20 protein-coding genes and 1 tRNA gene are annotated in these 24,677 nt (G+C 32.6%); 10 read left to right on the top strand and 11 right to left on the bottom strand.

Translation table 11 applies throughout. The features are described from left to right. Window positions 1-34: 34 nt before the first annotated feature. From DK442_RS20600 to DK442_RS20590, 3 genes are all read right to left on the bottom strand, one after another. The gene (locus tag DK442_RS20600; protein WP_109437768.1) at window positions 35-3,583 is read right to left on the bottom strand and encodes a hypothetical protein; all 3,549 of its coding nucleotides are present in this window, start codon (window positions 3,581-3,583) and stop codon (window positions 35-37) included. Window positions 3,584-3,774: 191 nt separating this feature from the next. Beyond that, window positions 3,775-4,470: a hypothetical protein gene (locus DK442_RS20595; RefSeq protein WP_109437767.1), complete on the bottom strand. Its 696-nt coding sequence runs from the start codon at window positions 4,468-4,470 to the stop codon at window positions 3,775-3,777. Window positions 4,471-4,687: 217 nt separating this feature from the next. Then, window positions 4,688-5,422 (bottom strand): hypothetical protein, encoded by a 735-nt coding sequence (locus tag DK442_RS20590; RefSeq protein WP_160114271.1) that lies wholly within the window; start codon window positions 5,420-5,422, stop codon window positions 4,688-4,690. 271 nt (window positions 5,423-5,693) lie between these two features. Between DK442_RS20590 and DK442_RS20585 the strand changes: the two genes are divergently transcribed. Continuing rightward, window positions 5,694-7,364, top strand: a complete 1,671-nt coding sequence (locus tag DK442_RS20585; protein ID WP_109437765.1) for an endonuclease/exonuclease/phosphatase family protein — start codon at window positions 5,694-5,696, stop codon at window positions 7,362-7,364. A 279-nt stretch (window positions 7,365-7,643) separates the two neighbouring features. Here DK442_RS20585 and DK442_RS20580 read toward each other — a convergent pair. Beyond that, window positions 7,644-7,717 (bottom strand) — tRNA-Met (locus tag DK442_RS20580). Between the two features lie 146 nt (window positions 7,718-7,863). On the opposite strand from DK442_RS20580, the gene DK442_RS20575 reads away from it, so the two are divergent. After that, entirely contained in the window at window positions 7,864-8,256 is a 393-nt protein-coding gene (locus DK442_RS20575) for an START-like domain-containing protein (protein WP_109437764.1), read from the top strand. A gap of 64 nt (window positions 8,257-8,320) precedes the next feature. Then, the gene (locus DK442_RS20570; protein ID WP_109437763.1) at window positions 8,321-9,169 is read left to right on the top strand and encodes an aminotransferase class IV; all 849 of its coding nucleotides are present in this window, start codon (window positions 8,321-8,323) and stop codon (window positions 9,167-9,169) included. Here the strand turns inward: DK442_RS20570 and DK442_RS20565 are convergent. From DK442_RS20565 to DK442_RS20545, 5 genes are all read right to left on the bottom strand, one after another. Then, on the bottom strand, window positions 9,166-9,726 hold the full coding sequence (locus tag DK442_RS20565; RefSeq protein ID WP_109437762.1) for a YqgE/AlgH family protein: 561 nt from the start codon (window positions 9,724-9,726) through the stop codon (window positions 9,166-9,168). The two genes, DK442_RS20570 and DK442_RS20565, sit on opposite strands and share 4 nt — an antisense overlap. A 141-nt stretch (window positions 9,727-9,867) precedes the next feature. After that, window positions 9,868-10,140, bottom strand: a complete 273-nt coding sequence (locus DK442_RS20560) for an HU family DNA-binding protein (protein WP_027413194.1) — start codon at window positions 10,138-10,140, stop codon at window positions 9,868-9,870. 188 nt (window positions 10,141-10,328) lie between these two features. Continuing rightward, the gene (fmt, locus tag DK442_RS20555) at window positions 10,329-11,276 is read right to left on the bottom strand and encodes a methionyl-tRNA formyltransferase (RefSeq protein WP_109437761.1); all 948 of its coding nucleotides are present in this window, start codon (window positions 11,274-11,276) and stop codon (window positions 10,329-10,331) included. Window positions 11,277-11,280: 4 nt separating this feature from the next. Further along, complete coding sequence (locus DK442_RS20550; protein ID WP_370444672.1) at window positions 11,281-13,182, bottom strand: ATP-dependent DNA helicase RecQ; 1,902 nt, start codon at window positions 13,180-13,182, stop codon at window positions 11,281-11,283. 1 nt (window position 13,183) lies between these two features. After that, window positions 13,184-13,741, bottom strand: coding sequence for an AAA family ATPase (locus tag DK442_RS20545; RefSeq protein WP_109437876.1), 558 nt, complete (start codon window positions 13,739-13,741; stop codon window positions 13,184-13,186). 276 nt (window positions 13,742-14,017) lie between these two features. Between DK442_RS20545 and DK442_RS20540 the strand changes: the two genes are divergently transcribed. The 7 genes from DK442_RS20540 (at window position 14,018) to murA (ending at window position 20,969) form a co-directional block, all read left to right on the top strand. Next, window positions 14,018-14,479: a (2Fe-2S)-binding protein gene (locus tag DK442_RS20540; RefSeq protein ID WP_109437760.1), complete on the top strand. Its 462-nt coding sequence runs from the start codon at window positions 14,018-14,020 to the stop codon at window positions 14,477-14,479. 20 nt (window positions 14,480-14,499) lie between these two features. Continuing rightward, on the top strand, window positions 14,500-16,653 hold the full coding sequence (locus tag DK442_RS20535) for a xanthine dehydrogenase family protein molybdopterin-binding subunit (RefSeq protein ID WP_109437759.1): 2,154 nt from the start codon (window positions 14,500-14,502) through the stop codon (window positions 16,651-16,653). A gap of 7 nt (window positions 16,654-16,660) precedes the next feature. Then, window positions 16,661-17,722 (top strand): XdhC family protein, encoded by a 1,062-nt coding sequence (locus tag DK442_RS20530; protein WP_109437758.1) that lies wholly within the window; start codon window positions 16,661-16,663, stop codon window positions 17,720-17,722. After that, window positions 17,700-18,317, top strand: a complete 618-nt coding sequence (locus DK442_RS20525; RefSeq protein ID WP_109437757.1) for an NTP transferase domain-containing protein — start codon at window positions 17,700-17,702, stop codon at window positions 18,315-18,317. Before DK442_RS20530 ends, DK442_RS20525 begins: the two co-directional genes overlap by 23 nt. Window positions 18,318-18,392: 75 nt before the next feature. Next, complete coding sequence (locus DK442_RS20520; RefSeq protein WP_109437756.1) at window positions 18,393-18,677, top strand: DUF493 family protein; 285 nt, start codon at window positions 18,393-18,395, stop codon at window positions 18,675-18,677. A gap of 282 nt (window positions 18,678-18,959) precedes the next feature. Beyond that, a complete protein-coding gene (locus tag DK442_RS20515) occupies window positions 18,960-19,610 on the top strand; it encodes a DUF4290 domain-containing protein (protein WP_109437755.1) in 651 nt (216 codons plus the stop codon). Between the two features lie 45 nt (window positions 19,611-19,655). Further along, window positions 19,656-20,969, top strand: a complete 1,314-nt coding sequence (gene murA / locus DK442_RS20510; RefSeq protein WP_109437754.1) for a UDP-N-acetylglucosamine 1-carboxyvinyltransferase — start codon at window positions 19,656-19,658, stop codon at window positions 20,967-20,969. 112 nt (window positions 20,970-21,081) lie between these two features. On the opposite strand, the gene DK442_RS20505 is transcribed toward murA, so the two are convergent. Together DK442_RS20505 and DK442_RS20500 are read right to left on the bottom strand one after the other, a co-directional pair. Further along, a complete protein-coding gene (locus DK442_RS20505) occupies window positions 21,082-21,933 on the bottom strand; it encodes a hypothetical protein (RefSeq protein ID WP_109437753.1) in 852 nt (283 codons plus the stop codon). Window positions 21,934-21,998: 65 nt separating this feature from the next. Beyond that, window positions 21,999-24,602, bottom strand: a complete 2,604-nt coding sequence (locus DK442_RS20500) for a hypothetical protein (protein WP_109437752.1) — start codon at window positions 24,600-24,602, stop codon at window positions 21,999-22,001. Window positions 24,603-24,677 lie beyond the last annotated feature (75 nt).

Here is a 24,677-nt window from a genome sequence, read left to right as displayed (position 1 = left end):
AGTGTTGCGTTAAGATGAAACAATCAGTCTTTTATTATTTTGAATCTTTATTATACATTGCATACCAACCCAATCCGGATGCTTTACCATTTGATTTTGGATTACCAAAAAGATAGAATAGTGAGGATCCATTAGGTGGTATTTTTAACAATCCTAAAAACTTCAGTGCGATTTCTGTAAACATCAATAAGAAGGAGGATTTATTAGTGTCATATGTTAGGCGTATTTGCCCGATAGATAATTTTAGTACTGTTTGCAGACTTATTAATTTAGCACCTCCGCCTGTTCCGGGTAGTGTAATTCCCATAAGTACTGCAGGAGCTGACCCATCGTTTGTCGCTGTGGGATTCCATGCAATGAGTAAGGTAGAAGTTAAACCCACATTACCTGCTAGTTCTCCTGGAGTTCCCATATTGAGTTTATACGTTAATCCTACCCATGAAGAGCCATCGAGTGGACTAACTTTTAAATCTGTAATTACGGTAAGGTATCCATTTTGAGAAGGTGGTGAATCCGAACTTCCTTGGGTAAGCCCTTGCAGATTGAGTGCAAAATTCACATAAATGCTATTTGAACGTGGTGTACTTCGCCCTTGATCAAAAGTCATTTGAGAAGTAACAAATGTCATTGTTTTTGGTAATTGCTCTGTTTGTCCTGGAACATACGGTGGAGACACCATATTGATTAATAGATTGTTAAAAATTAATCCCTTATTTGATACATCAGCCCCTTCTACATTTCCAAAAGACAAAATATCAAAATCGGTTGCAGGGTCATCATCACTTGCAGGAATCATCAATTCTTTAAAATCCCAATAACCATTAATAGAAAAATTACTAATAATATTTCCACTAGGATCATTTTGTAGGGTACTGAAATTGACATTTGATATTTCAATTTTATTAATCGCAGGATTATCAAAATAGAATGTATTTACACCATCAGTATTTAGACTGTACAAAGCTTCATTTCCTTTGAACTGAAGCGATCCTTTGAGAATCATGGTGTTGTATTTGTTTTCTCCCGTACCCATATGGTCTACTGGAGTTCCAAAATAATTATTAGTGGTTAACTGTGCATAACTTTGAAAGCTTTTGACAGCTGTATTTTCAAAAAGTACTTTTAGGTTGAGTAAAACAAAATCGTAAGTTTCAGATAAATTAGGCTGTATGGGTTGAGGTGATTCTTGTTGGATAAAATCTGGATCGTTATAATAAATAAGTCCGAACATAGAACTCGGATTATTAATTTCTGGACCGTTACTACCTTTCTTAACAGGTGTAATATTGATTCCTAAATGATGTGCTCTAAATCCAGCCGGATCTCGTACCCCAGATAAGATCCCGGTAAGGTTATCTGGTAATCCCGAAATATCCATTCGCAATACCAGAATACCAGTCCAATTTTCATCCTGAGCTATAGTATTAAAATTACCGAAATATGCTGTGTCTGTTTGATTATAAGCATCTTCGAAATAGGACTGTATCCATTGTGAAACAATGACCAGTTGAGCGTCATCGGGTGGTAAAAGGGTGCCATTATTATCAAGTGTTGATGGTGCGGCAAATGTATCCTTGGCAGTCCATTTTTGCCAGTTTGTGACTAAACTATTTTCAATATCGTTTGGATCATAAAGTTTTCCTTTCTTTCCTTTGACAATAATGATGTTATTGTAATCATTATATTTATTTTCTGTACCTGTGTTAGCTTCCATAGTCCAATCTCCTATGAACATTTTATTATGAAATTTAGCACCGGTAGCATCAACATCTGTTGTGCCTAGTTTTTCATTATTGGTAACAACCAAAAACAAATCACTGGTTTGAAAAGCCTGAACTAGGTCTTCAACAGGATCTTCAAAATACATTTTCTCAAAAGAACTTTGGGAAGTTTTTTGATTTTGTGCCAGATAAATAGCGTTCCATATAGGATTATTATTTGACCCTAATAAATTGGCAATAAGACCAGATGGTGTAGTTACATTATTACCGATATCGCTAGCTGCATCTGTTGATTTTAGATACTCTTGTTTAGCTTTAATCTGAGCATCAATAAGTATAGAATTAATATTTTGTTTTCTAATCTGAGAGACAAATAGTTTTTCAAAATTTTCAATTTCTGTTTTACTGAACCCTTCATTATCATCATCAGGCTGAATCGCAGCATATGGGAGCATAGGAAACAACACTGCATCATTGGATTCAAAAGTAAAATTTGGTGTACTATGCTCTAAAAGAGTTGACGCAGCTATTTGCGTATTAGAAAATAACGCTGATCCCTTAGGTTGTGCTACATATGATGGAGTATTGTTTTTATGTCCAGGAGTTATGGTACACCAGGATGTTTGATAATTTGTATTTAGTAAAGAAGCATTTGGGTCTACAGGAGCGGTAACGGGAGAAGATATGGGTAATGGATATACTGGTGCATACGCTGGCTGATTTGTGATGAATCGTAGTCTGTCACCCATATTCCCATTAACCCTAGGTTGCACATTAAAAAATTCTGTCCCTTGTAATCCGCATTGTAAAGGAATGGCAGTATCTGAAGAGGCTCCATCAATAGTAACAATAAAATCACCTTCGGGAGCAAAATGTTTTTGATGTGCATTGGCACTATACAATTCACCATTGGTAAAGGTAAGTCTTGCCTGTAACGATCCGTTATTATTATTTCCTACTGGAATTAACTGAATAGTACTTCCCAAAGTAGTAAAATAAAATGCATTTAAAACAGTTTCACTTTGATCTTTATTTGTTCCTGTAAAATTAAATACTGTTCTTCTTGAGTCGTATTGTTCTATTATAGAATGAGAATCTATACGATTGAAAGCCTGATTAAAAACATCGGTAGGATCAATAAAAATATCAAAGCCTATTTGATCTGTTGTTGAAGGAAATTGTCCGCTTGCAAAAGGAAAATATTCTGATTTAGCAGTTTGGTTAGGGTTGTTTTCTAATGGAATCAGCATCTGAAACCCCCAGTTAAAATCATCGGATAAAGATCCTCGCTCTATAAATGATGAAAAATTGATATCCCCACGATATTTTCCCATGAGTGGAATGTTTCCCTCTATAGCATAGGTTATATTTGAATCGGGAGCATCTGGTCCAACAAACAAAATTTTAGCGCTTCCATCTTTAATTCCCAAACTAATAGAGTCATCTGTAGCTGTTAGTTTCATTCCACTTTGAATCTGTAATGAAATGTTGTGAACCAAAGGAATTGGAACCCCTTTAATAATAGAAGAACCATCACCCGCAATAGTCATGAAAATAGTATTTTCAATATAACTAAAGTCGGTAATATCTAATATCCAAATAATATACCGACCAGTTCCCAATAACTTTAAAGCTTCTTTGACAAATTCATCTGTTTTCTCCTTAGTCTCCAGATCAGGAGTATAAGCAGAAAGGATAAAACTTCCATTTAAAGTACTATCTGTTAAGGCTTGAGAAATATCATATCCTTCTAGTTGATTTGAAGGTGGTTGTGGTAGCAAAAACGCAGCAAAACCTTGGTCTGTGTCAGTTGTTTCGGCAACATATAATTGATCATTCAGAGTTGCATTAAAAAAAGCCATATATGCTATTTATATCGGTGAGAAGAGTTCTTAAGGAGATGACAATATGTATTGAACATAATATATCCAATGGATTGCGAATAAAAATTTATTTCACAACATCATAAAACTTTATTGATATTGAGTGCAAAAAGGTGTTGATATTAGATAACACCTTTTTGACTCATTATTATATGTATAATAATATAATATCAGGTAGTTATAGTAGCAGTACAAGACATTGCTGTTTGTACATTTGTCCCACCAGGTCCTGCTTTCCAACCGCTTGTGAATAACGCAACAGTGTATATTTGGCCTATTAATATTTGAACACCGTTAATTGCTGCACCTCCTTGACTACTAGGGTTCTGTATAGAGTTTGCAGCGATCGGTGCTTGATCATAAGAAGCATTTCCTGTTTGCCAAATTCCAACCCAAGCTCCATTTTCTTTAGGACTTGCTCCACTTGGTAATTTATAGTTCATAGTTACAGAATCTGTTGCTGCTACCAAATCAGTTAATTCTGGAGTTATGTAAGAAGTCTTTTGATCTGTTGTGATAAAACAAGTAGTACATACATTACCCCATTCTTGACCAGGAGATAATTTGGGACCAACTGCATACCCAACTACATAAGTAACTCCTGGTTGTACAGTAATATTCTCAAATACTTGTGAGCCCTGAGAAGTATCTCCTGTAATTTCAACAAAACCATCTGGATTGGGATCATTGTAAGGAATTGAATTTTGATTTCTCCATACAACAAGATAATTTCCATAAGTATCTGGTCGATTACCGGGTAAACCTGTATATTGAACAGAAAGTTGATTACCTACTATTGCATTAATTTCGATTTGTGTTGTTGGATTTTGCACTGCTGTAGCGTTTTGTGCTTCTTTTGTTGACATAATTTATGGTTTTTAGAATATTAATTTGAAGTTAATCATCTCATTTTCAGTGGTTATTCACGTGAAAATAGGGGTAGGAGTTGTTTGCTTTTCAGGCTATTGATCTTTAACTGTATTAAATTTATCAATATGATATGAAAAAAAATATTTCATCATATTTCATCAGATAAAATTGATGCTAAGCATATACTAAAAAAAGTTTCGATGTACAATTGGTTTACCGCATTGTAAATCTAATGATAGAAGCCGCTTGTGATTCTTCACTGCCAACAAAATAGATGAATGTATAGGTCTGACCAATATCCATGGATAAGTTCGTAAGACTTCCCTGATTGATATTAGAATCATCACTTGGTGTTCCTTTTGCTAATGCTTTAGTTAGGTTATATGGAGAGGCTTCACCTTCCCATACACCAAACCAATTATTATAAGTTTTTGGAAGATATCCAGAGAGAGTTTTATATGTAAAACTTATAGAATTCTGATTTACCTCTATCAATTTGATGGAGACCCATCGTTTTTCGAGGGATTTGGTATTTCCATCTAGAGTAGTGCAAGTACAGATTTGTGTTACTTCGGCGCCTACAGAATAACAAACTATATATTTTGTATCAATTGCTATCTTCAAATTTTCTATAACATATGATCCACTTTCTGTAGCATCCTTGGGTAGAAATTGTTCTGCCATTGGAGCGTATTTCCATGGTACTTCAGAGGCTCTCCAAACCCATAATTTGTTTTGAAGCTGTCCAGACTGATTACCTGGTAAGGTTTTGTAAGTAACGGATAAAAGATTGCCTGAGATTTCTGTGATGTCAAGAGATGTGTGATAAGTAGTGTCAGATATTATATTTTTTAATAGTTTTTCTTGAGCGCTTCCTTCTATATTCAATAATAAAAATATCAAAACCAATACTCTATACAATTTTTTATATCGAAGGAAATACTTCACTGATAATGGTATTACTAGTTAGTTATATTGGTAATCGTTTATTCAATAAGAAGCATTGAAGTGTTACTAAAATACTAAAAGATTATATATAGTCTTGTTTGTTTTCTTTTTTAAATACTATACGAATGGTATCGGTATGCCACAATTAGAACAATTTTAACTTAACATAAGCTTAATTGAAGCTTAGTATGTATAAGAATTAAATAAAATAATTTCACTTCAATATAACAGAAAAACTGTTATGCTTAAAACCTAATTAACAATAACAAAAATGAAAAAAAACTATCTATTATTTGGTTTAATAGCATTCTGCTTTTTAGGAGTAGTGGAAGCACAGAATACATTAAAAGTAATGACTTTTAACAAATTATTTACTACTAGTAACAATGCTGTGTTAGATGTTATACAATCTTCTGGAGCAGATATTATTGGTATACAAGAATCATATGGAGCGGCACAAAGTGTAGCTAACTCTTTAGGGTTTTATTATTATAGTTATAGCCGTAGTGAGGTTATTATTTCTCGTTATCCTATTACATCTACAAATTCTTCTGGTATCCAGGTAACATTACCCAGCGGTTTAAAAATTTATGTGTTTAATGCACATTTGACATCTTATCCATACGGACCTTATGATATTCGAGATAGAGAAATTACATCAGAATCACAAGCTATTAACTCATCTAATAGAGCTCGTTCTTCTGAAATGATCGGGATAGTCAATACTATTCAAAGTTGGGTACCCGCGGGGGCTCCTGTTTTTTTTACTGGTGATTTTAATGAGCCAAGTCATTTGGATTGGACTCAACGTGCTGTAGATGCTGGAATTCATGCGATGAAAATAGCTTGGCCTACGAGTAAACGAGCGACTATTATTGGAATGAAAGATTCATGGCGCTCATTGTACCCAAATGAAGTGTCGAAACCAGGAAATACCTGGACTCCAAATAAATCTTCTAATGAGGTATATGACCGAATTGATATCATTTACCACCGAGGGAACGATATTACGGTTACAAAAGCTGTGCGATTTGGTCCAACAGGGGATGAGGCAGAATTAAATTTAAATGGTTATGCTAGTGACCATCGTGCAATGATGGCGACATATACCTTGCCAGAACCAGTCGGAAGCGATGTGAGTTATGGTGATAATCTACTTCAGCAGTCTAGCGCAGAACAAAATAACCTAGATGCCTGGACTCAGATATCAGGTAATCAAAAACGTGTTCAAGGTGGACAAAATGGTTATCCAAATGCTAAGAATGGAAGCTATATCTTTTGGTTAGGTAATTCAAGTACAGGGGAAATCTATCAAGATGTTAATGTAGAACAATATGCAGATTCTATAGATGCTGGTAGACAGTTTTTCTTATTCAATGGTTTTGTGAGGTCATATAGTGGCAATGATAGAAGCAGAATTAAAGTAGAATATAGAAATGATAATAATAAAGTATTAAGTTTTTTTGATAGTGATTGGAAAAGGAATAGCAATAACTGGGAGCAAATAAATGAAGAAAGAATTGCTCCTTCTGGTACACGTAAAGTTAGAGTGATTTTATTGAGTCAACGAAATAGTGGAAGGTCAAATGATGGTTATTTTGATGATTTAAGTCTTAAAACAGGAACTAATAATAGTAATACTTTTGCCATTTTAAATAATAAACAGGATAATCAAAAAGGAGATGTTGTAAATTCTCAGGGAAAAATAATATATAACTTTTGGCCTAACCCAACCACCGATTATATTTATTTGACCTCAAAGGACAAAATTAGTGGAGAACTGTCAATTATAAATATGAACGGTAGAATTATGAAAAAAGCTTATTTAGGTACAGAATCAAATTTTAAGATACCAATTTTAGACCTTCCAAAAGGACTTTATATGCTTCAATTGAAAGATAAAACAAGCTCTATTTATACGAAGCGAATCATGATTGAATAGCGATATGAAGCATACAAACTAACTTTTATTTACAAACAGTCTCATTTGAGACTGTTATTTTTTGTAATAGTATAACAAAATTGATAGGTAGATTTTTAATAAATTCTTCTTTATTGCAAGAATTTCTACAAAGAATTCTTCCTGTTTTGATTTATTAGAATGTTTAAAAATATAGAAAAACCACACTTAATTGATTAAAACTCTTTTGGTGGCATTGAGTATAAAAAGTGTTTGAAAAAAAATAAGCCCTTTAAAATAAAGGGCTTAAGTGAATTAGTGTAGCGAGAGGGGGGCACGATCCCCCGACCTCTGGGTTATGAATCCAACGCTCTAACCAGCTGAGCTACCTCGCCAAATAGATGCTACATCATTTTAATTCGGGTGCAAATATAAAAACAAAAAACATTGGTGCAAACAATTATGCATAATTAATTTTTTTTTCAATGTACTTTTAAAGTCGACAATTAATCTATATATTGGCTTACCAACAATTAATGATATGTCTGAAAAAACAAAATATGAAATTGAATTTGTGGTACAGTCATCACCGCAACTATTATATCAATATATATCTACACCTTCTGGACTTTCAGAGTGGTTTGCTGATAATGTAAATTCCAGAGGAGAACTATTTACATTTATTTGGGATGATTCTGAAGAAGAAGCAAAACTTTTAAGTAGAAAAAGTGGCGAAAGAATTAAATTTAGGTGGGTAGAAGATGAAGAGGAAGGAAATGATTATTTTTTTGAATTACGAATTCAAGTAGATGAAATAACCAAAGATGTTTCCCTAATGGTTACTGATTATTCTGAAGATGATGAAATGGATGAAAATAAGATGCTTTGGGATAACATGATCGGTAATTTAAAACATGTTTTAGGTTCTGCATAAATCTTTATTTTTATAATACAAATTTTATACACCCATAAAAAATCAAATTTATGGGACTTTTTTTATGGTTAATATAGACGGACAATTGGTAGAGGATGATAAGGCCGTATTGGCTATTAGTAATAGAGGGTATGCGTATGGAGATGCTCTATTTGAAACCATTAGGGTTAATTCTGGAGTAATTTTATTTTGGGAAGATCACTATTTTAGATTAATGGCTTCAATGCGCATCTTGAGAATGCAAATACCAATGCAGTTTACCCCAGAATTTCTAGAAAAAGAAATTATTAATCTGGTGACAGAAAATGGATTAATGAATTCTTCTGTAAGAGTGAAACTTATTGTAAATAGAGTTTCTGGAGGGTTATATACTCCTTCATCCAATGAGATAGAATATAATATTTCTGTAGTTAAGTTAAACTCCAATTTTTATACTTTAGCTGATCAGACATATGAAGTTACACTTTTTAAAGATCACCATGTAGTAACAGATCTTCTCTCAACGTTAAAATCAAATAATAAATTGGTTAATATTCTTGGCGGAATTTTTGCGGAAGAGAACGGTTTTGATAATTGTTTATTAATAAATTCTAATAAAATGATTATTGAAGCTTTAAATGGAAATTTATTTTTGGTAAAAGGAAATGTGATAAAGACACCTCCTTTATCTGATGGATGCTTAAGAGGAATTCTTAGGACTCAACTAATACGTATCCTTGAAAAATTACCAGAATATACTGTAGAAGAATCTTCTATTTCACCTTTTGAACTTCAAAAAGCAGATGAATTATTTATTACTAATGTAATTACAGGAATTTTACCAATAACGAAGTTCAGAAAAAAAGAGTATGATTCAAAGATTAGTAAAAGATTATTGGGGATATTAAATACCAGAATTAGATTAGGAGATTAATTATAGGTAGGATTTTCTGGAGCATTAGACCAAAGCATATACTCCCCACCAAGTTCAATCATTTTTTCTTTCCAGAAAGTGTCATAAGATTTTCCGAAAATATTTTTCTGATAACTATTCTCAACAATTACCCATGAATTAGCTTCAAGTTCTTGATTAAGTTGTTTAGAATCCCAACCAGAATATCCTAGAAAAAATCGAATTTCATTAGGTGTAATTTTGTCTTTGGCGATAAGTTCAGACACAATGGTAAAATCCCCTCCCCAATAAATACCACAGGATATCTCAACACTGTTAGGAATTAAGTCGGGTACTTTATGAATAAAATATAGATTATCTTGTTCTACAGGACCTCCATTATAGATCTTAAAATCTACTTCGATCTCTGGAACGAGATCGGCAAGTAAATAATCAAGAGGTTTATTCATTATAAAACCAATTGATCCTTGCTCACTATGATCCGCTAAAAGTACAACCGAACGGTTAAAGGAAACATCTCCAATAATAGAAGGCTCAGCAATTAATAAATGTCCTTTAGAGGGTTGAAGGGATATCATACAATAGATTTTCTTTATCTTAAAGCTAAATAATTATTTCTAATAATCAAAGTAGTTATGTCTTTTTTGCCAAAAAAAACTTAAAAAAAGCATAAAAAAAGCCCCCATGTGGGAGCTTTTAAATGATATCGAAAGAACTGATTAGTTAACTGAACTTGATAAATCAGCACCAGCCTTAAACTTCACAACGTTTTTAGCAGCGATTTTGATAGTTTTACCAGTTTGAGGATTTCTACCTTCTCTTGCAGCTCTTTTAGAAACTGACCAAGATCCAAATCCAACTAAAGAAACACGTCCTCCTTTTTTAAGAGTACCTTCAACGTTTCCTAAGAAAGATTCTAAGGCTTTTTTAGCCGCTGCTTTAGTGATTCCAGCATCAGCTGCCATTGCATCGATTAATTCTGTTTTGTTCATAATTCTGTTTTTAAATTAATTGTTGGTTAAACCAATCTTTTATGTTAAACGCTCTACAAATTTATACGGATTTATGATTCATGCAAGGATTAGCCCAGTAAATACAGGGATTTGTTGATAACTAAGGGTGATTGTTAATAAACAATGTTGTTTTCTATGAATTTTCAAACCCTTACTATACTTAGGCTCTAGCACATTTTTGCATCTCTATAAAAAACATAACCATTTAATAGTGCTTTAGATTCCATTGCTTTTTTACCAGGAAGTTGAAGTTTATTTATAATAATATAACCTCCTTTTACAGATACTTTAATATCAGAATCTTCTACAATGATTTTTCCTATATCATTATTGTGAACCTCTTCTACAGGATTTGCATCGTATATTTTTATGTTTTCAGAAATTCCTTTATTATATAGTTGACACCAGGCAGAAGGATAAGGACTTAATCCTCTTATAAGGTTATTAATGGTGTATATATCTTTTTCCCAGTTAATCTTTGTGTTTTCTCGATTTAGTTTATAAGCGGTCCTAAAAGCGGTGTCTTTAGGTTGTGGTTTTACAATTATTGTATCACTTTCTATTGCTTTTATAGTAGTTAATACCAATTTAGCTCCCTTTGTCATCAACTTATCATGTAGTGATCCCGCAGAATCATTATTTTTTATTGTTACCTCCTCTTGAAAAATAACATGACCTGTATCTATCTTTTCATCAATAAAAAAAGTAGTTATCCCTGTTTTTTTCTCTCCATTAATAATTGCCCAATTAATCGGAGCAGCTCCTCTATAATCGGGAAGAAGGGATGCGTGTAAATTAAAAGTGCCATATTCTGGCATATTCCACACGACTTTTGGTAACATCCTAAAAGCTACCACAATATTTAGGTTGGCATTTAATGATTTTAATTCTTCAATAAAATGCTCGTCTTTTAAATTAGTTGGTTGCAATACCTTTAAGTTTTTTGATATGGCATATTCTTTCACCGCAGAAGCTTTAAGTTTTCTTCCTCGTCCGGCAGGTCTATCAGGAGCGGTAATAACTCCAACGACATCATATTCGTTTTCTATAATAGTTTTTAAGGTTTCAACGGCAAAATCCGGTGTCCCCATAAATAGGATTCGTAAGTTTCTCATTATTTTATACTAATTGATAGTTGTTATCGTGGTTGATTTTTATAATACTATGTTCATTCATTTCCCGCAATACTTGTAAAATTAATTTTTCGGGATATGTTAAATGGGATATCAAATCTCTTGAAGATAAGTCTTTTCCTTGTAAAAGAAGGATAATATCATCTTGTATTTTCTTAACATTTATAGGTGATACATTCTTTTTCTTATTGGTACAGAAGTTACATAATCCACAATCTACAGTATTTTCTTCTCCAAAATAACTTAATAACAGCCAACTACTACATTTACTTTTATTTTCTGTAAACTTTAATATAGCTTCTACTTTTTTAATTTTAGAAGTATTTTGATCAATAAGATGTTTGCTAACTCTATTGATTGTGCGATCATCTTCTCTGGGTACTAAAAAAATAATTTCTGCATCAGAAAGAGTATGAGTAAATTCAATTAATTCAGCATCTTTTAGCTTATTTAGAGTTTCGATAACTACTGTTTCTGAAGTATTTACTTTTGAAGAAATTAATGGTATGTTAATAGCTATTTCTTCATCAAAAATACCGCCATACGTTCTTAAGATTGCTTTAGTAATGTATTCATATTCTGTATTGTTTTTTAAAAAATCCAGAAGATAATTCCCTGTAGTAAGAACCTGAACACTGCTTTTTTTGGTAAATCTTTGTGTGAATCTTATTACTCCGCAACGATCCAGAAATTGTAATGCGTTATACGTGATTAGTGTATGAAGTTCATATGTTTTGCAGAATGTGTTAAAATCAAAATCATGAACAGTTTGCTCACCTTCTCCGTAAGGAATTCGGAAATAACTACAGAGTTTTCGATATACAAGCTTAACTGCATTGACATCGGGTAATATTTTTATAAATTGATTGTGTAAACGATGAGTGTCATTTTCGTTTTTTAAAAGAAATGCTAATGAAGGTAAGCCATCACGACCAGCTCTTCCGGCTTCTTGAAAATAACTCTCTATACTTTCTGGGACCGTATAATGAATTACGGTTCGTACATTTGGTTTGTCAATTCCCATACCAAATGCATTTGTAGCTACCATTACTCTGATTTCCTCATTCAACCATTGATTAAAACGTTTTGTTTTCTCTGTAGCGTCTACACCACCATGATAATATGTTGAAGAAAAACCGCTAGCATTAAGAAAATCACTAATCTCAATTGCAGATTTTCGATTTCTTACATAGACTATAGATGTTCCAGGATGTTTTTTAAGAATCTGAGTAAGTTTAAAATTCTTGTCTAATACATGCTCTATTAGATATCCCAGATTAGATCTAAAAAAAGATTGTTTAAATATCTTTGGTTGAAAAAGATCCAATGAAGTAATGATATCATCAACAACTTCTACTGTTGCAGAGGCTGTTAAAGCTATCATAGGTACAGCAGGATGAATTGTTCTAAGAATCTCTATTTTTTTATATGAAGGTCTAAAATCATTTCCCCATTGTGAAATACAATGAGCCTCATCTACGGCAATGAGGTTTATATTCATTTGTTTTAATCGTTCTTGGACGATATCTTGTTGAAGACGCTCTGGGGACAGATATAAAAATTTATAATTGCCATAAATACAGTTATCAAGCAAAGTGTCAAGTTCAGAATATTTAATTCCGCTGGTTAACGCTATTGACTTAATACCTTTTTTCTGAAGATGTTGTACCTGATCTTGCATCAATGCAATTAAAGGAGAAATTACAACACAAATACCTTCTTTTAGTAGGGCAGGTATTTGAAAACAAATTGATTTTCCTCCTCCGGTAGGTAATAAAGCAAATGTATCGTGACCTTCTAGTACCGAATTGATAATCTTTTCCTGAAGAGGTTTAAAAGTATCATATTTCCAGTATTGTTGTAATATTTGAAGAGGAGATTTTATCAATCTATATGCTTTTTTTAAGAATAAAGTCTAAACGTTCTTTAACACTTCCAAAAGGAACTTCTATACAATCATACCCTAATCGATTATAAACATCTTTTAAATGATGATGAATTTCTTGTGCTTGCTCATAACTTTCATATCGTTCATCATCAGAAATATAAATTTCTTTCCATGGAGGTAATAGAAAAATAATATCATACATGTGATGTTTACATGCATTAACGAAATCGTCATTATAGGATTGGTCAAAATAATCCATATAGGCTAAAACATCTGGTATTCCTCTATCATAAAAAAGAATATCATCTTTTTTTGATGTTGCATCTGTGAATTGTTGTATTCTGCCTTTAAGAATTTGCAGGTTAAACTCATGAGGGTCAGATACAGATACAATTGGATTTGAAGCAAAGGTAGTTGATTGATCTTTTTCTTTTGCTTCTTGGGTCATTGCTCTTATAACTTCATGAAAGCAAAAATAATTAGCTTCTTCCAGTTTAACGATAACAGAAGTTTTACCTGTACCCGGACCTCCGGTAATTACAATTCTTTTTTTAGCCAAATCAATATTTTTATACAAATTTCGGAATTATAAAAGGATTTTTAAAAGAAGTTCTTCAAAGTTTTTGTAGTTGTATGTAACCGTACTTTATAATAAATGGATAAAACACATCATTCCAAACCGATATTAAGATCCAAATCTTTAAGGTTATTAATATTAATATAAAGGTCTGTTAAAGTTGATTTTGTCAAAGCTAATTTTTAGTACTTTCAATAGCAATTCATGTAATATTGCTTTATTTAGACTAGTTAAAAACAAATCCTAAAACTTAAACTCATGCCAGTTTATAATTTAAAAGTAAATGGTCAGTCTCATACTGTTGAGGCAGATCAAGATACACCTCTTTTATGGGTGTTAAGAGATCACCTGGATATGGTTGGAACCAAATTTGGCTGTGGTATTGGCCAATGTGGAGCATGTACCATACATGTCGATGGATCTGCAACAAGAAGTTGTTTGCTTCAGGTTTCGATGGTTGAAGATATGGAAATTACTACAATTGAAGGGCTATCTGATGATGCTTCACATCCAGTGCAACAGGCATGGAAAGAAGTTGATGTTCCACAATGCGGTTATTGTCAAGCGGGACAAATGATGTCTGCCGCAGCTTTTCTATCTCAGAATTCTAACCCAAATAAATCTGAAATAAGAGATGCTATGAGTGGTAATATTTGTAGGTGTGCATCATACAATAGAATTGAAAAAGCCGTAGAGGTTGCTGCTAGTAAACTGAGTTAACCCATTTAAATCTTCACAAAATGAAAAATAATATATCACCTTCCTTTAGTAGAAGGTCTTTTATAAAGACTTCAGCATTAGCTGGAGGCGGAATGTTAATTGGGTTTAATCTATTTCAGTCATGCAAACCTGAAGCAACTCTACCAGTAGATATTTCTCAGCTAAATTTTAATGACTTTAATGCCTTTATCAAAATAGCAGATAATGGTATGGTGACTATTTTTTCTCCAAATCCAGAAATAGGTCAAGGAGTTAAAACATCCATGCCGATGCTTATTGCAGAAGAATTGGATGTTTCTTGGGAGAATGTTCATGTTGAGCAAGGAGCTCTGGATACCAAGAATTTTACTCGACAAGTGGCTGGAGGAAGCCAATCCATACGACATGGATGGGAACCATTGCGCCAAACAGGAGCAACGGCAAGACAGATGTTAATTAATGCAGCTGCAGCACAATGGGGAGTTAATGCATCAGAATGTAAAACAGAAAATGGAGTAATTAGTAATGCAAATGGTGATAAATTGGGCTATGGAGAAGTAGTTAAAGTTGCTGCTACTCTCGAAGTGCCAGAAAATGTCACGCTAAAAGATCCTAAGAATTTTAGTGTAATAGGAAAAGATACTCCTAATGTAGATATTGATAAGATTACTACAGGAAAACCACTTTATGGATTAGACTATAAGGAAGAAGGAATGGTATATGCTTCTGTATTAAGACCTCCTTCTTTTGGCAAAAAGCTTGTAGATTTTGATGATACTAATACCAAAGCGGTATCAGGAGTGCAGGATGTAGTTAAATTTGGGGATAAAATTGCTGTTTTAGCAACTTCTACCTGGGCAGCGATGAAAGGTAAAAAGGCTTTGGAAGCAAATTGGACATCTGATTCAAAATTAGAAAGCACAGAAGAGCATGATAAAATCTTAAAGGGCCTTTTAGAAGGTTCTGAGTTTAATACATTAAGGGCGGATGGAGATGTGAAAAAAGCATTTGCAGAAGCTGACCAAGTAATTGAACGAACTTACGAATCTCCATTTTTACCACATAATTGTATGGAACCTATGAATTTCTTTGCAGATGTTACTCCAGAGAAAGTTCGCTTGGTAGGACCTATACAAACTCCTGCAGGAACGGCAAAAAGAGTTGCAGATTTGTTAGAGCGAGATGTAGAAGATGTTTCTGTAGAAATGACTAGAATGGGAGGTGGTTTTGGTAGAAGATTATATGGCGATTTTGCACTGGAAGCAGCAGAAATATCTAAAATTTCTCAAAAACCTGTTAAAGTAGTATACTCCAGAGAAGATGATATGTCAGCTGGGATATATAGACCTGCCATAAAATATAAAATCAGTGCATCTGTTAAGGATAATAAAATTACAGGTTATCACCTTAAAGAAGCCTCTATTAATTCGAATATGTATGGACTGATACCTAATTTTTTCCCTGCTGGAGCTGTTGAAAATTATCAGGTAGATGTAGCAAATTATGATAGTAAAATTACTACGGGAGCGTGGCGTGCACCGTATACTAACTTTTTATCTTTTGCAGAGCAAAGTTTCTTTGATGAATTGGCAGAAGTATTAGAAGTTGATCGTATACAACTTCGTTTGGATTTATTACAAAAAGTAAAAGGAACCACAGATGAAAGGATTCAATATTCTCCAGAACGATTAGAAAATGTAATTAAAGTTGCTGTAGATAAATCAGGATGGGGCAATAAAAAGGAAGGTGTTTATCAAGGGTTTAGTGCGTATTATTGTCACAATACACATGTTGCAGAAGTAGCAGATGTTGTATTGGAGAATGATATTCCGGTAGTCAAAAAAGTTACTTGCGTAGTAGATTGTGGTATTGTGGTTAATCCTCTAGGAGCGAAAAATCAAATAGAAGGTGGAGTAATTGATGGAGTAGGTCATGCCATGTATGGAGACTTTTCTTTCAAAGACGGAACTCCCCAGGATACGAACTTTAATACATATCGTTTAATTCGTATTAATGAAACTCCAGTAGTTGAAACTCATTTTATAGAAAGTGATATCGCACCAACAGGATTAGGAGAACCTACGTTACCTCCTGCAGGAGCAGCAGTTGCGAATGCAATAAAAGCAGCTAAGGGAATACGGTTATATAAGCAACCTTTCATTAAGAATATGAATACCAAAGCTCCTTTGGGATAGTACTTTTATGACACACGAATTTAAAGAAATAATAGAATGCTACTATAAAGCCAGGCAGCAGGGTATTCCTGCTGTTATGGCAACTGTAGTTGATGTAGAAGGCTCTTCGTATAGAAGGCCAGGGGTTGGGATGCTTATACTCGAAAACGGTACAGTGACTGGAGCTGTAAGTGGTGGATGTGTGGAGAAAGAAGTATTGCGACAAGCACAATCTGTATTTAAAACAGGATCTCCCAAAGTAATGACTTATGACGGGAAATATCGTTTAGGTTGTGAGGGTTTGTTGTATATTTTGATAGAACGTTTTGAGATGGACAATTCTGGTATAGAAGCTGTTCAAAAACATTTAAAATCCAGAACACCTTTTGAAATAAAATCAATGTATTCAAAAGCAGAACAAAAACTCTCTGGTATGGGATCTGTTGTTTTGTTTGAAGGGGATCAGGAATTTGTTTTTTCAAATAAGGTAAATACGAGAATAGATGTATCTTTTGATTTTTTTCAAAGAGAAATACAACCATGTTTCAGGTTAGTGATTATTGGTACAGAGCATGATGCGGTTAAATTAGGTCAATTAGCATCTATGACAGGATGGGAGGTTGAAATTATAGGTTCTCCACATCATCCTAAACATCTTAAAGATTTTCCTGGTGTGACACGAGTAATTAATGCTACACCAGAAGAGTTGTGTCTTGATAATATAGATGATCAAACAGCTATCGTCTTAATGACTCATAACTTTGCTAAAGATTTGTTATACCTTCAAGCGATAAAAGATACTCAACCAGTATATATTGGATTATTAGGTCCTGCAAGACGTCGGGAGAAATTACTTTCTGCATTTATAGAATATTTTCCAGAAGTTGCTGATGAATTTCTGGATTCGATCCATGGGCCGGCTGGTTTAAATCTGGGAGCAGAGACACCACAAGAAATAGCAATTTCAATTATTGCTGAAGTTTTAGCTACAATAAGAAATCAAACTCCAATTCCATTACAAGAAAAAAAAGGAGCAATTCATGATGATCCTAAAAGGAAAAGTATAAATGTCGTTTCTACTCGAATCTAAAATAGCTCATGTTATACTTGCTGCAGGATCTTCTAGTAGGATGGGAGAACCAAAACAATTATTAGCTTGGGGAGAGACCACATTGATTGGGCATGCTATACAGCAAGGAATGATGTTGGAAAACGTAAAAACATATGTTGTTTTAGGAGCATATTATGATCAAATCTACCCAACGGTTAAAGAATTTCCGATAAGTATACTTAAAAATGAAAATTGGCAATTAGGGATGGGAAGCTCTATTCGTTTGGTAATTGAAGCTCTCGAACGAGACATTTTGACATATTCAGCCATTTTAATTTCCCTAGTTGATCAGCCTTTACTTGATGCAAAACATCTTAATAGATTGATCATAGAATTTAATCAAAACCCTAATATGATTATAGCTACAGATCTAAATGAAATAATAGGAGTCCCAGCGATTATCACAAAACAATATTTTAAAGAATTATTACAGTTAAAAGAGGATTTTGGAGCACGATATATAATCAAAAAACATATCAATAATGTACAAACTATTTCTGCTCGTGGTAAAGGGTATGATGTTGATACTCAAGAAGAATATAACACCTTGTTGAAAAGTAACTTCCCTTCTTAAAAATGAAGTGGAAGAGTATTCTTTTTGTATTTGATAAACTGTATCTTTGGCCTGAATTTTGCATTTAAGCAGCATATGAAAGATCAAGAAGAATTTTACAAAAAATTGAAAGTGCAATTGGCGGATACAGCGCTTTGGCCAACCGCTTATTTATATAAGTTCATTGTACCAACTGACACTATAAAAATAGGACAAATTGAAACCATTTTTGATAACCTTGGAGCTGTAATTACTACAAAAAAATCTAAAAATGGAAAATATACAAGTGTATCGATTAATGTACGAATGAAAAACCCAGATCAGGTAATTACTAAATATAAAGAAGTTGCTGTTAAAGTAGAAGGTGTAATTTCACTTTAAGAAATATGGTTTCCTGTTAAGTTTAAATTAAAAAGGAGATAAAAATTCTTAAAGTAGATTATAGAGCCTGTTATCGGTAAATAAATTTAGTATTGACCATAACTTACTTGTTTTATTTTAGTATTTTGCGGAACAAAATATAGAATAGTCTATAAAATAATCAATTGTCAAATAGAAGTTTATATGTGTATTACATATAATTACTCTTCAGGAAATCTAGATGATATCACTTATACATATTGATTTTTAAAACTATTTCTACACAATTTTTACATACATTTTATGGATATTAACACTTTAGAATATAACACCGAGCGCGAAAAGCTCATTATACCAGAATATGGTCGTCATTTACAAAAAATGATCAATCATGCAATTGCTATTGAGGATAGAGAAGAACGTAATAAGGTTGCTAAGTCCATTATAGCAGTAATGGGAAACCTACAACCACATCTTAGAGATGTACCAGATTTCCAACATAAATTATGGGATCAATTATTTATAATGAGTGATTTTAAACTTGATGTTGATACTCCTTTTCCTGTACTAACAAAAGAAAAATTACAAGAGAGACCAGAACCTCTTAAGTATCCTCAAAATTTCCCTAAGTATCGTTTTTACGGAAATAATATAAAAAGAATGATCGATGTTGCGAATGGCTGGGAAGAAGGAGATTTAAAAAATGCTCTTACCATGACTATTGCGAATCATATGAAAAAATGCTACTTGAACTGGAATAAGGATACTGTCGAAGATAGCGCGATTTTTAACCATCTTTTCGAATTAAGCGAAGGTAAAATCAATTTAAAAGGAAGTAATGAAGATTTAACAGATTCATCTAATCTTTTAAGAGGGAAAAAGAAAAAACATAATACCAATAGCGGTGGTAAAAAGAATTATCGAGGCAATAATCGCGGAAAGAAACGCTACTAAATCTTTACCAACTACCAATTATTAACCACTAATTATTACAAGTACATGGGGACTTTTCAGATCGAAGGAGGCCATCAGCTTAAAGGGGAAATTACGCCTCAAGGAGCAAAAAATGAAGCCTTACAAATTCTTTGTGCAGTATTATTAACTCCAGAAGAAGTTATAATTTCTGATATACCTGATATACGAGATGTCAATAAACTTATTGAAATCCTAAGAAATCTTGGTGTAAAAATCAAAAAACTGGGAAAAGGAGAATACTCCTTTAAGAGTGATGAACTTAAACTTGAATATCTAGAGAGTGAACGCTTTAAAAAAGAAGGAAGTGGGCTAAGAGGATCTATTATGATTGTTGGACCTTTACTAGCTAGGTTTGGTAAAGGATATATTCCTAGGCCAGGTGGTGATAAAATAGGGAGAAGACGATTAGATACTCATTTTGAAGGGTTTATTAACCTCGGGGCAGAGTTTAGATATAATAAAGAAGAACGATTTTATGGTGTAGAAGCGCCAGAAGGTTTAACAGGGACGTATATGTTACTTGATGAAGCTTCTGTAACCGGGACAGCAAATATTGTAATGGCAGCTGTTTTGGCTAAAGGAACGACAACGATCTATAATGCTGCTTGCGAACCTTATTTGCAACAATTGTGTAAAATGCTGAATAGCATGGGAGCAAAAATCGAAGGAGTAGGTTCGAACTTACTAACCATCGAAGGTGTTACAGAAATGGTTGGATGTACCCATAGAATATTACCTGATATGATTGAAATTGGATCTTGGATAGGTTTAGCAGCAATGACCAAAAGTGAGATTACAATTAAAAATGTAAGTTGGGATAATCTTGGATTGATACCGAATACGTTTAGAAAATTGGGTATTACATTAGAACAAGTAGGAGATGATATTTATATTCCGGCACATAACAATGGATATCAGATAGAAAGTTATATAGATGGATCTTTTATGACAATTGCTGATGCACCATGGCCTGGATTTACACCCGATTTATTAAGTATTGTATTGGTTGTAGCTACACAGGCTAGAGGAGAAGTAATGGTACATCAAAAGATGTTTGAAAGTCGTTTGTTCTTTGTTGATAAGTTAATCGATATGGGAGCAAAAATTATATTATGTGACCCTCATAGAGCGACAATTATTGGTCATGATTTTAAGTCCACATTAAAAGCTACAACTATGGTTTCTCCTGATATTAGAGCTGGAATTTCTTTGTTGATTGCAGCGCTGAGTGCAAAGGGAACATCAATAATTCATAATATTGAGCAAATAGATAGAGGGTATGAGAATATTGATGAACGTTTAAGAGCAATTGGTGCAAAAATCACCCGAATGGAATAATAAATTATAGTTCAAAAGATAATAAACAACATATCCCTTTTTTATAGCATTTAAAAAAGGGATATGTCGTTTTATCCAAATGCTCGAAATCTATAGAATATTCTTGAAAAGTTTAGTTTTCATATTTGTGTATAAAATGATATTCTTCTCCATTGGTATATGAACCATATATAGCATTAAAACTACCATTAGAAACCCCTTTTTCCTCAGCTAACCTATTTTTATCATCATAAGTAGAAAGATAAAATTCAATTAAATGATTGTTTGCTGCTCTAACTTCCATTTTTATCAGGTTTTTATTAAAATCATATTCTCTTGAGATGTTATATTCACTTTCTCCTGCTCTAAAATCTCTATGTACCTCTTTAAGAGTTAGTCCTTTTTCTATCTCATAAGTATGTTCAGATAATAGATTACCATTTTCATTAACATCTTCAATATTTATAACTTCATCGGCATGATTATAGGTTTCTTTTCTAATGGCAATTAAATTGTTGTCACTGTCATAGATTTTGATTTCATTACATTTATTAATCGTATCATATTCAGAAAATTGGCTCTCAATGAGTTTTTCGTTTTGATAAAATTTACTCACATAATTTTTTCCATTAGTTTCAGTTACCAATCTATCTACTTCTTCTCCGTCTTGATAGGTTGTTTTTACATGTCCAGATTCTGAGTATTCTGTGATAACTTTTTCATATAGATCAGTTCCAAAGAAGAAATTTCTTTCAGTATTTCTTCCATTTTTATCATATATAAGTTCTAATCTGTTTAATTCATTACCATCACTAAGATCAATTTCTTCGACAAGTAGACCTAAATCGTTAAACGTTATTTTTTTCTCTGCATGTGGATTAGCTTGGTAATCTTTGTAATAGATAACTTCATTCTTGGAGTTGTATAGTTCTTCGTAAACGAGAGTTTGTTCATCTTCTATAACTTTGTATGTGAGTTTTTTCATTAGATTTCTGATTATGATGAGTAACTTAAATTAAGTGTTTTTTTTGATTATAGGTTGCTATAATTTTATTGATCTTTTTTTTCTGTTTGAGTCTCTTCTTCACTGCTAATTTCGTCCTCATTCTCTTTTTCAATGATTTCCTCTCCTTCAGCATTATATTTTTTATCTAAATAGTATAAACCATTCATATCTGGTTTATAGTACAATTCGGCAGCGCCATCTGATGCTTCAATCGGTTCTTTATTTTCATCATAGTATTTAATACTATGAATAAGACCAGAAACAGCCCTGGTATATTCATATATAGCCACCCCATAACTATTAGGCTTTAGTGCATTATCGGTTCCATACATACTTTCCTTGGTAATAAAATGTGAATCATCAAAGATATATTTGATACTATGGTATCCATCAGGTCCTATAACAGGCTTTTGATACTTGTTAAAGTAAGAGAATTTTGTAATATAACCAGCTTGATTTAAAACTCTTTGTTCTGAAAAAACACCTTGCCAATCGTTTGTAGGGCGATCATATTGATTGTAATTACGATATCCAATGTATCGATGAAGATCATCATATAAATACTCAATTGCACTTACACCATTATAATTATTTGTTCTTCTATTTTTGGAGTTATAGTAAATTCTTCGAATTTCTTTACCATACTCACTATACTTTGAAACTGTTTTTGACACACCATTAATAGGCTGATTTCTGATATTAAATCCTAGTACTAATGTGTCTTTACCTTTTTTATCATAATAAAATCTTGTTCTAAATACCTCGTCATAAAGAGTAGGTTTCTTATGTTTATCGTAATTTAAACGCTCAACAAGCATATTGTCTTTGTTAAAATTGAAAAGTTTATAGGCAACATTTTGCTCTCCATTTGCTAATTGATCATTTACATTATAATAGGTGGTTTTTGTTCTATTATTTTGATTATCGTATTCCCAACGCACTATTGCTATATCTTTACTAAATGGTTTTAGATTACCAATAGAATCTAATCCTGCTTTTTTAATTAAATTTCCTCTATTATCATAAGAATAAGAAAGTGTTTCGATTCCTTCTTCAGAAGTAGCAAAACATTTTTGCGAATCCATAAAAACCTCTTTTATGGTATGACCTCCCTTATTTGTATGTCTTTTTGTTACGGCCACACCATGGTCATTGTTAAAAATATTATTAAATGCATCTGTATTGTAAGTATAGTAAATAGAGTCGTTATCATATTCATATTTTAAAGCTCCATTTTTAACATCGTCAAATACTAGTACATAATTAGGATGGTATTTAGCTTTAAACAGAATTCTATTTTTTGTATCATAATCGATTACTTCATGAAAATAATCATCATAGCCTGTAGTTGGTAACTCATTGGCATTATATCGTTTTACACTTGTGGTATTGTCATTTAAATCGTTTGTATATTCATAAGTACAAATACTATTTTTATTTTCAATAAGATCTCCATTTTGATCCAGGTTGACTGATTTTTCTAAATTCCCTCGTTCATCATATATATAATGTATGTTGTATTCATCAAGATGAGTTGCAAAGTTTCCTTCTTTGTTGTATAATCTTACCCTTTTTATTTTATGATATTCATCAAGAACGTAATCATAAACAGAGATATAATCTTTGTCATTTATAGGATTGTTTTTATTATCAAAAGCCTCTATTTTTACCGTTCTTCCTTGATTGTCAAATGCTCTTCTTTCGTGATGAGCTCCATCTCTATTTGTAATATATTTACCATCAATATCATAATATGTAGCATATAAATTATTGTTTTTTGGGTTTCTTTTCCACAATATTTTATGTACAGCTTTATAAATGACAGGAGTGTTGTTTGAATCAAAATAGGAGATTGTCATATCCTTATTAATATTCCAATGTACCTTGCTAATGGTGCGTTTTAATTTAGTATTATAACTACGATCAGCATTATAATAATGCATCTCCAAAGAATTATCTGTTGGGCGAGTGATTTTGGTTATTGCAGTTTCAAAATATCCTCCATTGATTAATTTTCCATTGCTGTAAAATTTTATAATTACTTCATTATCTTTTCTGATTACCTGGTAACATTTACCATATTTACGATTTATATCACTAACAGGATATGCAGTGAGAGTTTTATGTTCTAATGTATGGTATATGTGTTTAAAATACTCTGTGTCTTTTTTGATATAATTTTGATAGCTTAGGATATCTGGATTTTGATAATATGCTGTCTGACGAAGAAGGTCATCAATTTTTAACTCCCAATAGCGTTGCTGTTGTTGATTTGTGTTGTGTTCTGAGATACTATCATATACTTCTTGCATACTATCTCGTTTAATCTCATATTTTTCGTAGATACGATTTAACTCTGATTTTGATATTTTTTTTCGCCCTTTTTTTACAATTTCTTTACGCATTAATCGAGCATAATATTCTGTTATATTAAAATGATATTGCTCATGCTTTAACAATTGTTGGTCATATAAAGTATCTAATAGCCGTTCGGATTGATTGGGATCCATATATGCATATACTTTAGAATCTGTTGATGTAATTCGATTTGGACAATAAATCTCTGAATAGACAGAAGCATCAAAACCGTCCTGCATATCAGATACAATTTCAAAATCTGTCCATACCAAATTGCGATCAGACCACATAATTGATTCTTTTAAAACAATCCTGTTGATGTAGCCAAAAAAAATAATTAACCCAAGTAATAATAAAGAAGTATA

It is taken from the genome of Aquimarina sp. AU119 (assembly GCF_900312735.1).
Taxonomy (GTDB): domain Bacteria; phylum Bacteroidota; class Bacteroidia; order Flavobacteriales; family Flavobacteriaceae; genus Aquimarina; species Aquimarina algiphila.
This window is presented reverse-complemented; position numbering and strand designations above follow the sequence as displayed.

What these genes read in the sequence shown, in the direction of transcription:
- DK442_RS20560 (WP_027413194.1), bottom strand. Translation starts at nt 10,140, where the DNA reads ATGAACAAAACAGAATTAATCGATGCAATGGCAGCTGATGCTGGAATC.
- DK442_RS20575 (WP_109437764.1), top strand. Translation starts at nt 7,864, where the DNA reads ATGTCTGAAAAAACAAAATATGAAATTGAATTTGTGGTACAGTCATCA.
- DK442_RS20535 (WP_109437759.1), top strand. Translation starts at nt 14,500, where the DNA reads ATGAAAAATAATATATCACCTTCCTTTAGTAGAAGGTCTTTTATAAAG.
- DK442_RS20500 (WP_109437752.1), bottom strand. Translation starts at nt 24,602, where the DNA reads ATGTGGTCTGATCGCAATTTGGTATGGACAGATTTTGAAATTGTATCT.
- fmt (WP_109437761.1), bottom strand. Translation starts at nt 11,276, where the DNA reads ATGAGAAACTTACGAATCCTATTTATGGGGACACCGGATTTTGCCGTT.
- DK442_RS20540 (WP_109437760.1), top strand. Translation starts at nt 14,018, where the DNA reads ATGCCAGTTTATAATTTAAAAGTAAATGGTCAGTCTCATACTGTTGAG.
- DK442_RS20585 (WP_109437765.1), top strand. Translation starts at nt 5,694, where the DNA reads ATGAAAAAAAACTATCTATTATTTGGTTTAATAGCATTCTGCTTTTTA.
- DK442_RS20600 (WP_109437768.1), bottom strand. Translation starts at nt 3,583, where the DNA reads ATGGCTTTTTTTAATGCAACTCTGAATGATCAATTATATGTTGCCGAA.
- DK442_RS20505 (WP_109437753.1), bottom strand. Translation starts at nt 21,933, where the DNA reads ATGAAAAAACTCACATACAAAGTTATAGAAGATGAACAAACTCTCGTT.
- DK442_RS20530 (WP_109437758.1), top strand. Translation starts at nt 16,661, where the DNA reads ATGACACACGAATTTAAAGAAATAATAGAATGCTACTATAAAGCCAGG.
- DK442_RS20570 (WP_109437763.1), top strand. Translation starts at nt 8,321, where the DNA reads ATGGTTAATATAGACGGACAATTGGTAGAGGATGATAAGGCCGTATTG.
- DK442_RS20565 (WP_109437762.1), bottom strand. Translation starts at nt 9,726, where the DNA reads ATGATATCCCTTCAACCCTCTAAAGGACATTTATTAATTGCTGAGCCT.
- DK442_RS20525 (WP_109437757.1), top strand. Translation starts at nt 17,700, where the DNA reads ATGTCGTTTCTACTCGAATCTAAAATAGCTCATGTTATACTTGCTGCA.
- DK442_RS20515 (WP_109437755.1), top strand. Translation starts at nt 18,960, where the DNA reads ATGGATATTAACACTTTAGAATATAACACCGAGCGCGAAAAGCTCATT.
- DK442_RS20520 (WP_109437756.1), top strand. Translation starts at nt 18,393, where the DNA reads ATGAAAGATCAAGAAGAATTTTACAAAAAATTGAAAGTGCAATTGGCG.
- murA (WP_109437754.1), top strand. Translation starts at nt 19,656, where the DNA reads ATGGGGACTTTTCAGATCGAAGGAGGCCATCAGCTTAAAGGGGAAATT.
- DK442_RS20595 (WP_109437767.1), bottom strand. Translation starts at nt 4,470, where the DNA reads ATGTCAACAAAAGAAGCACAAAACGCTACAGCAGTGCAAAATCCAACA.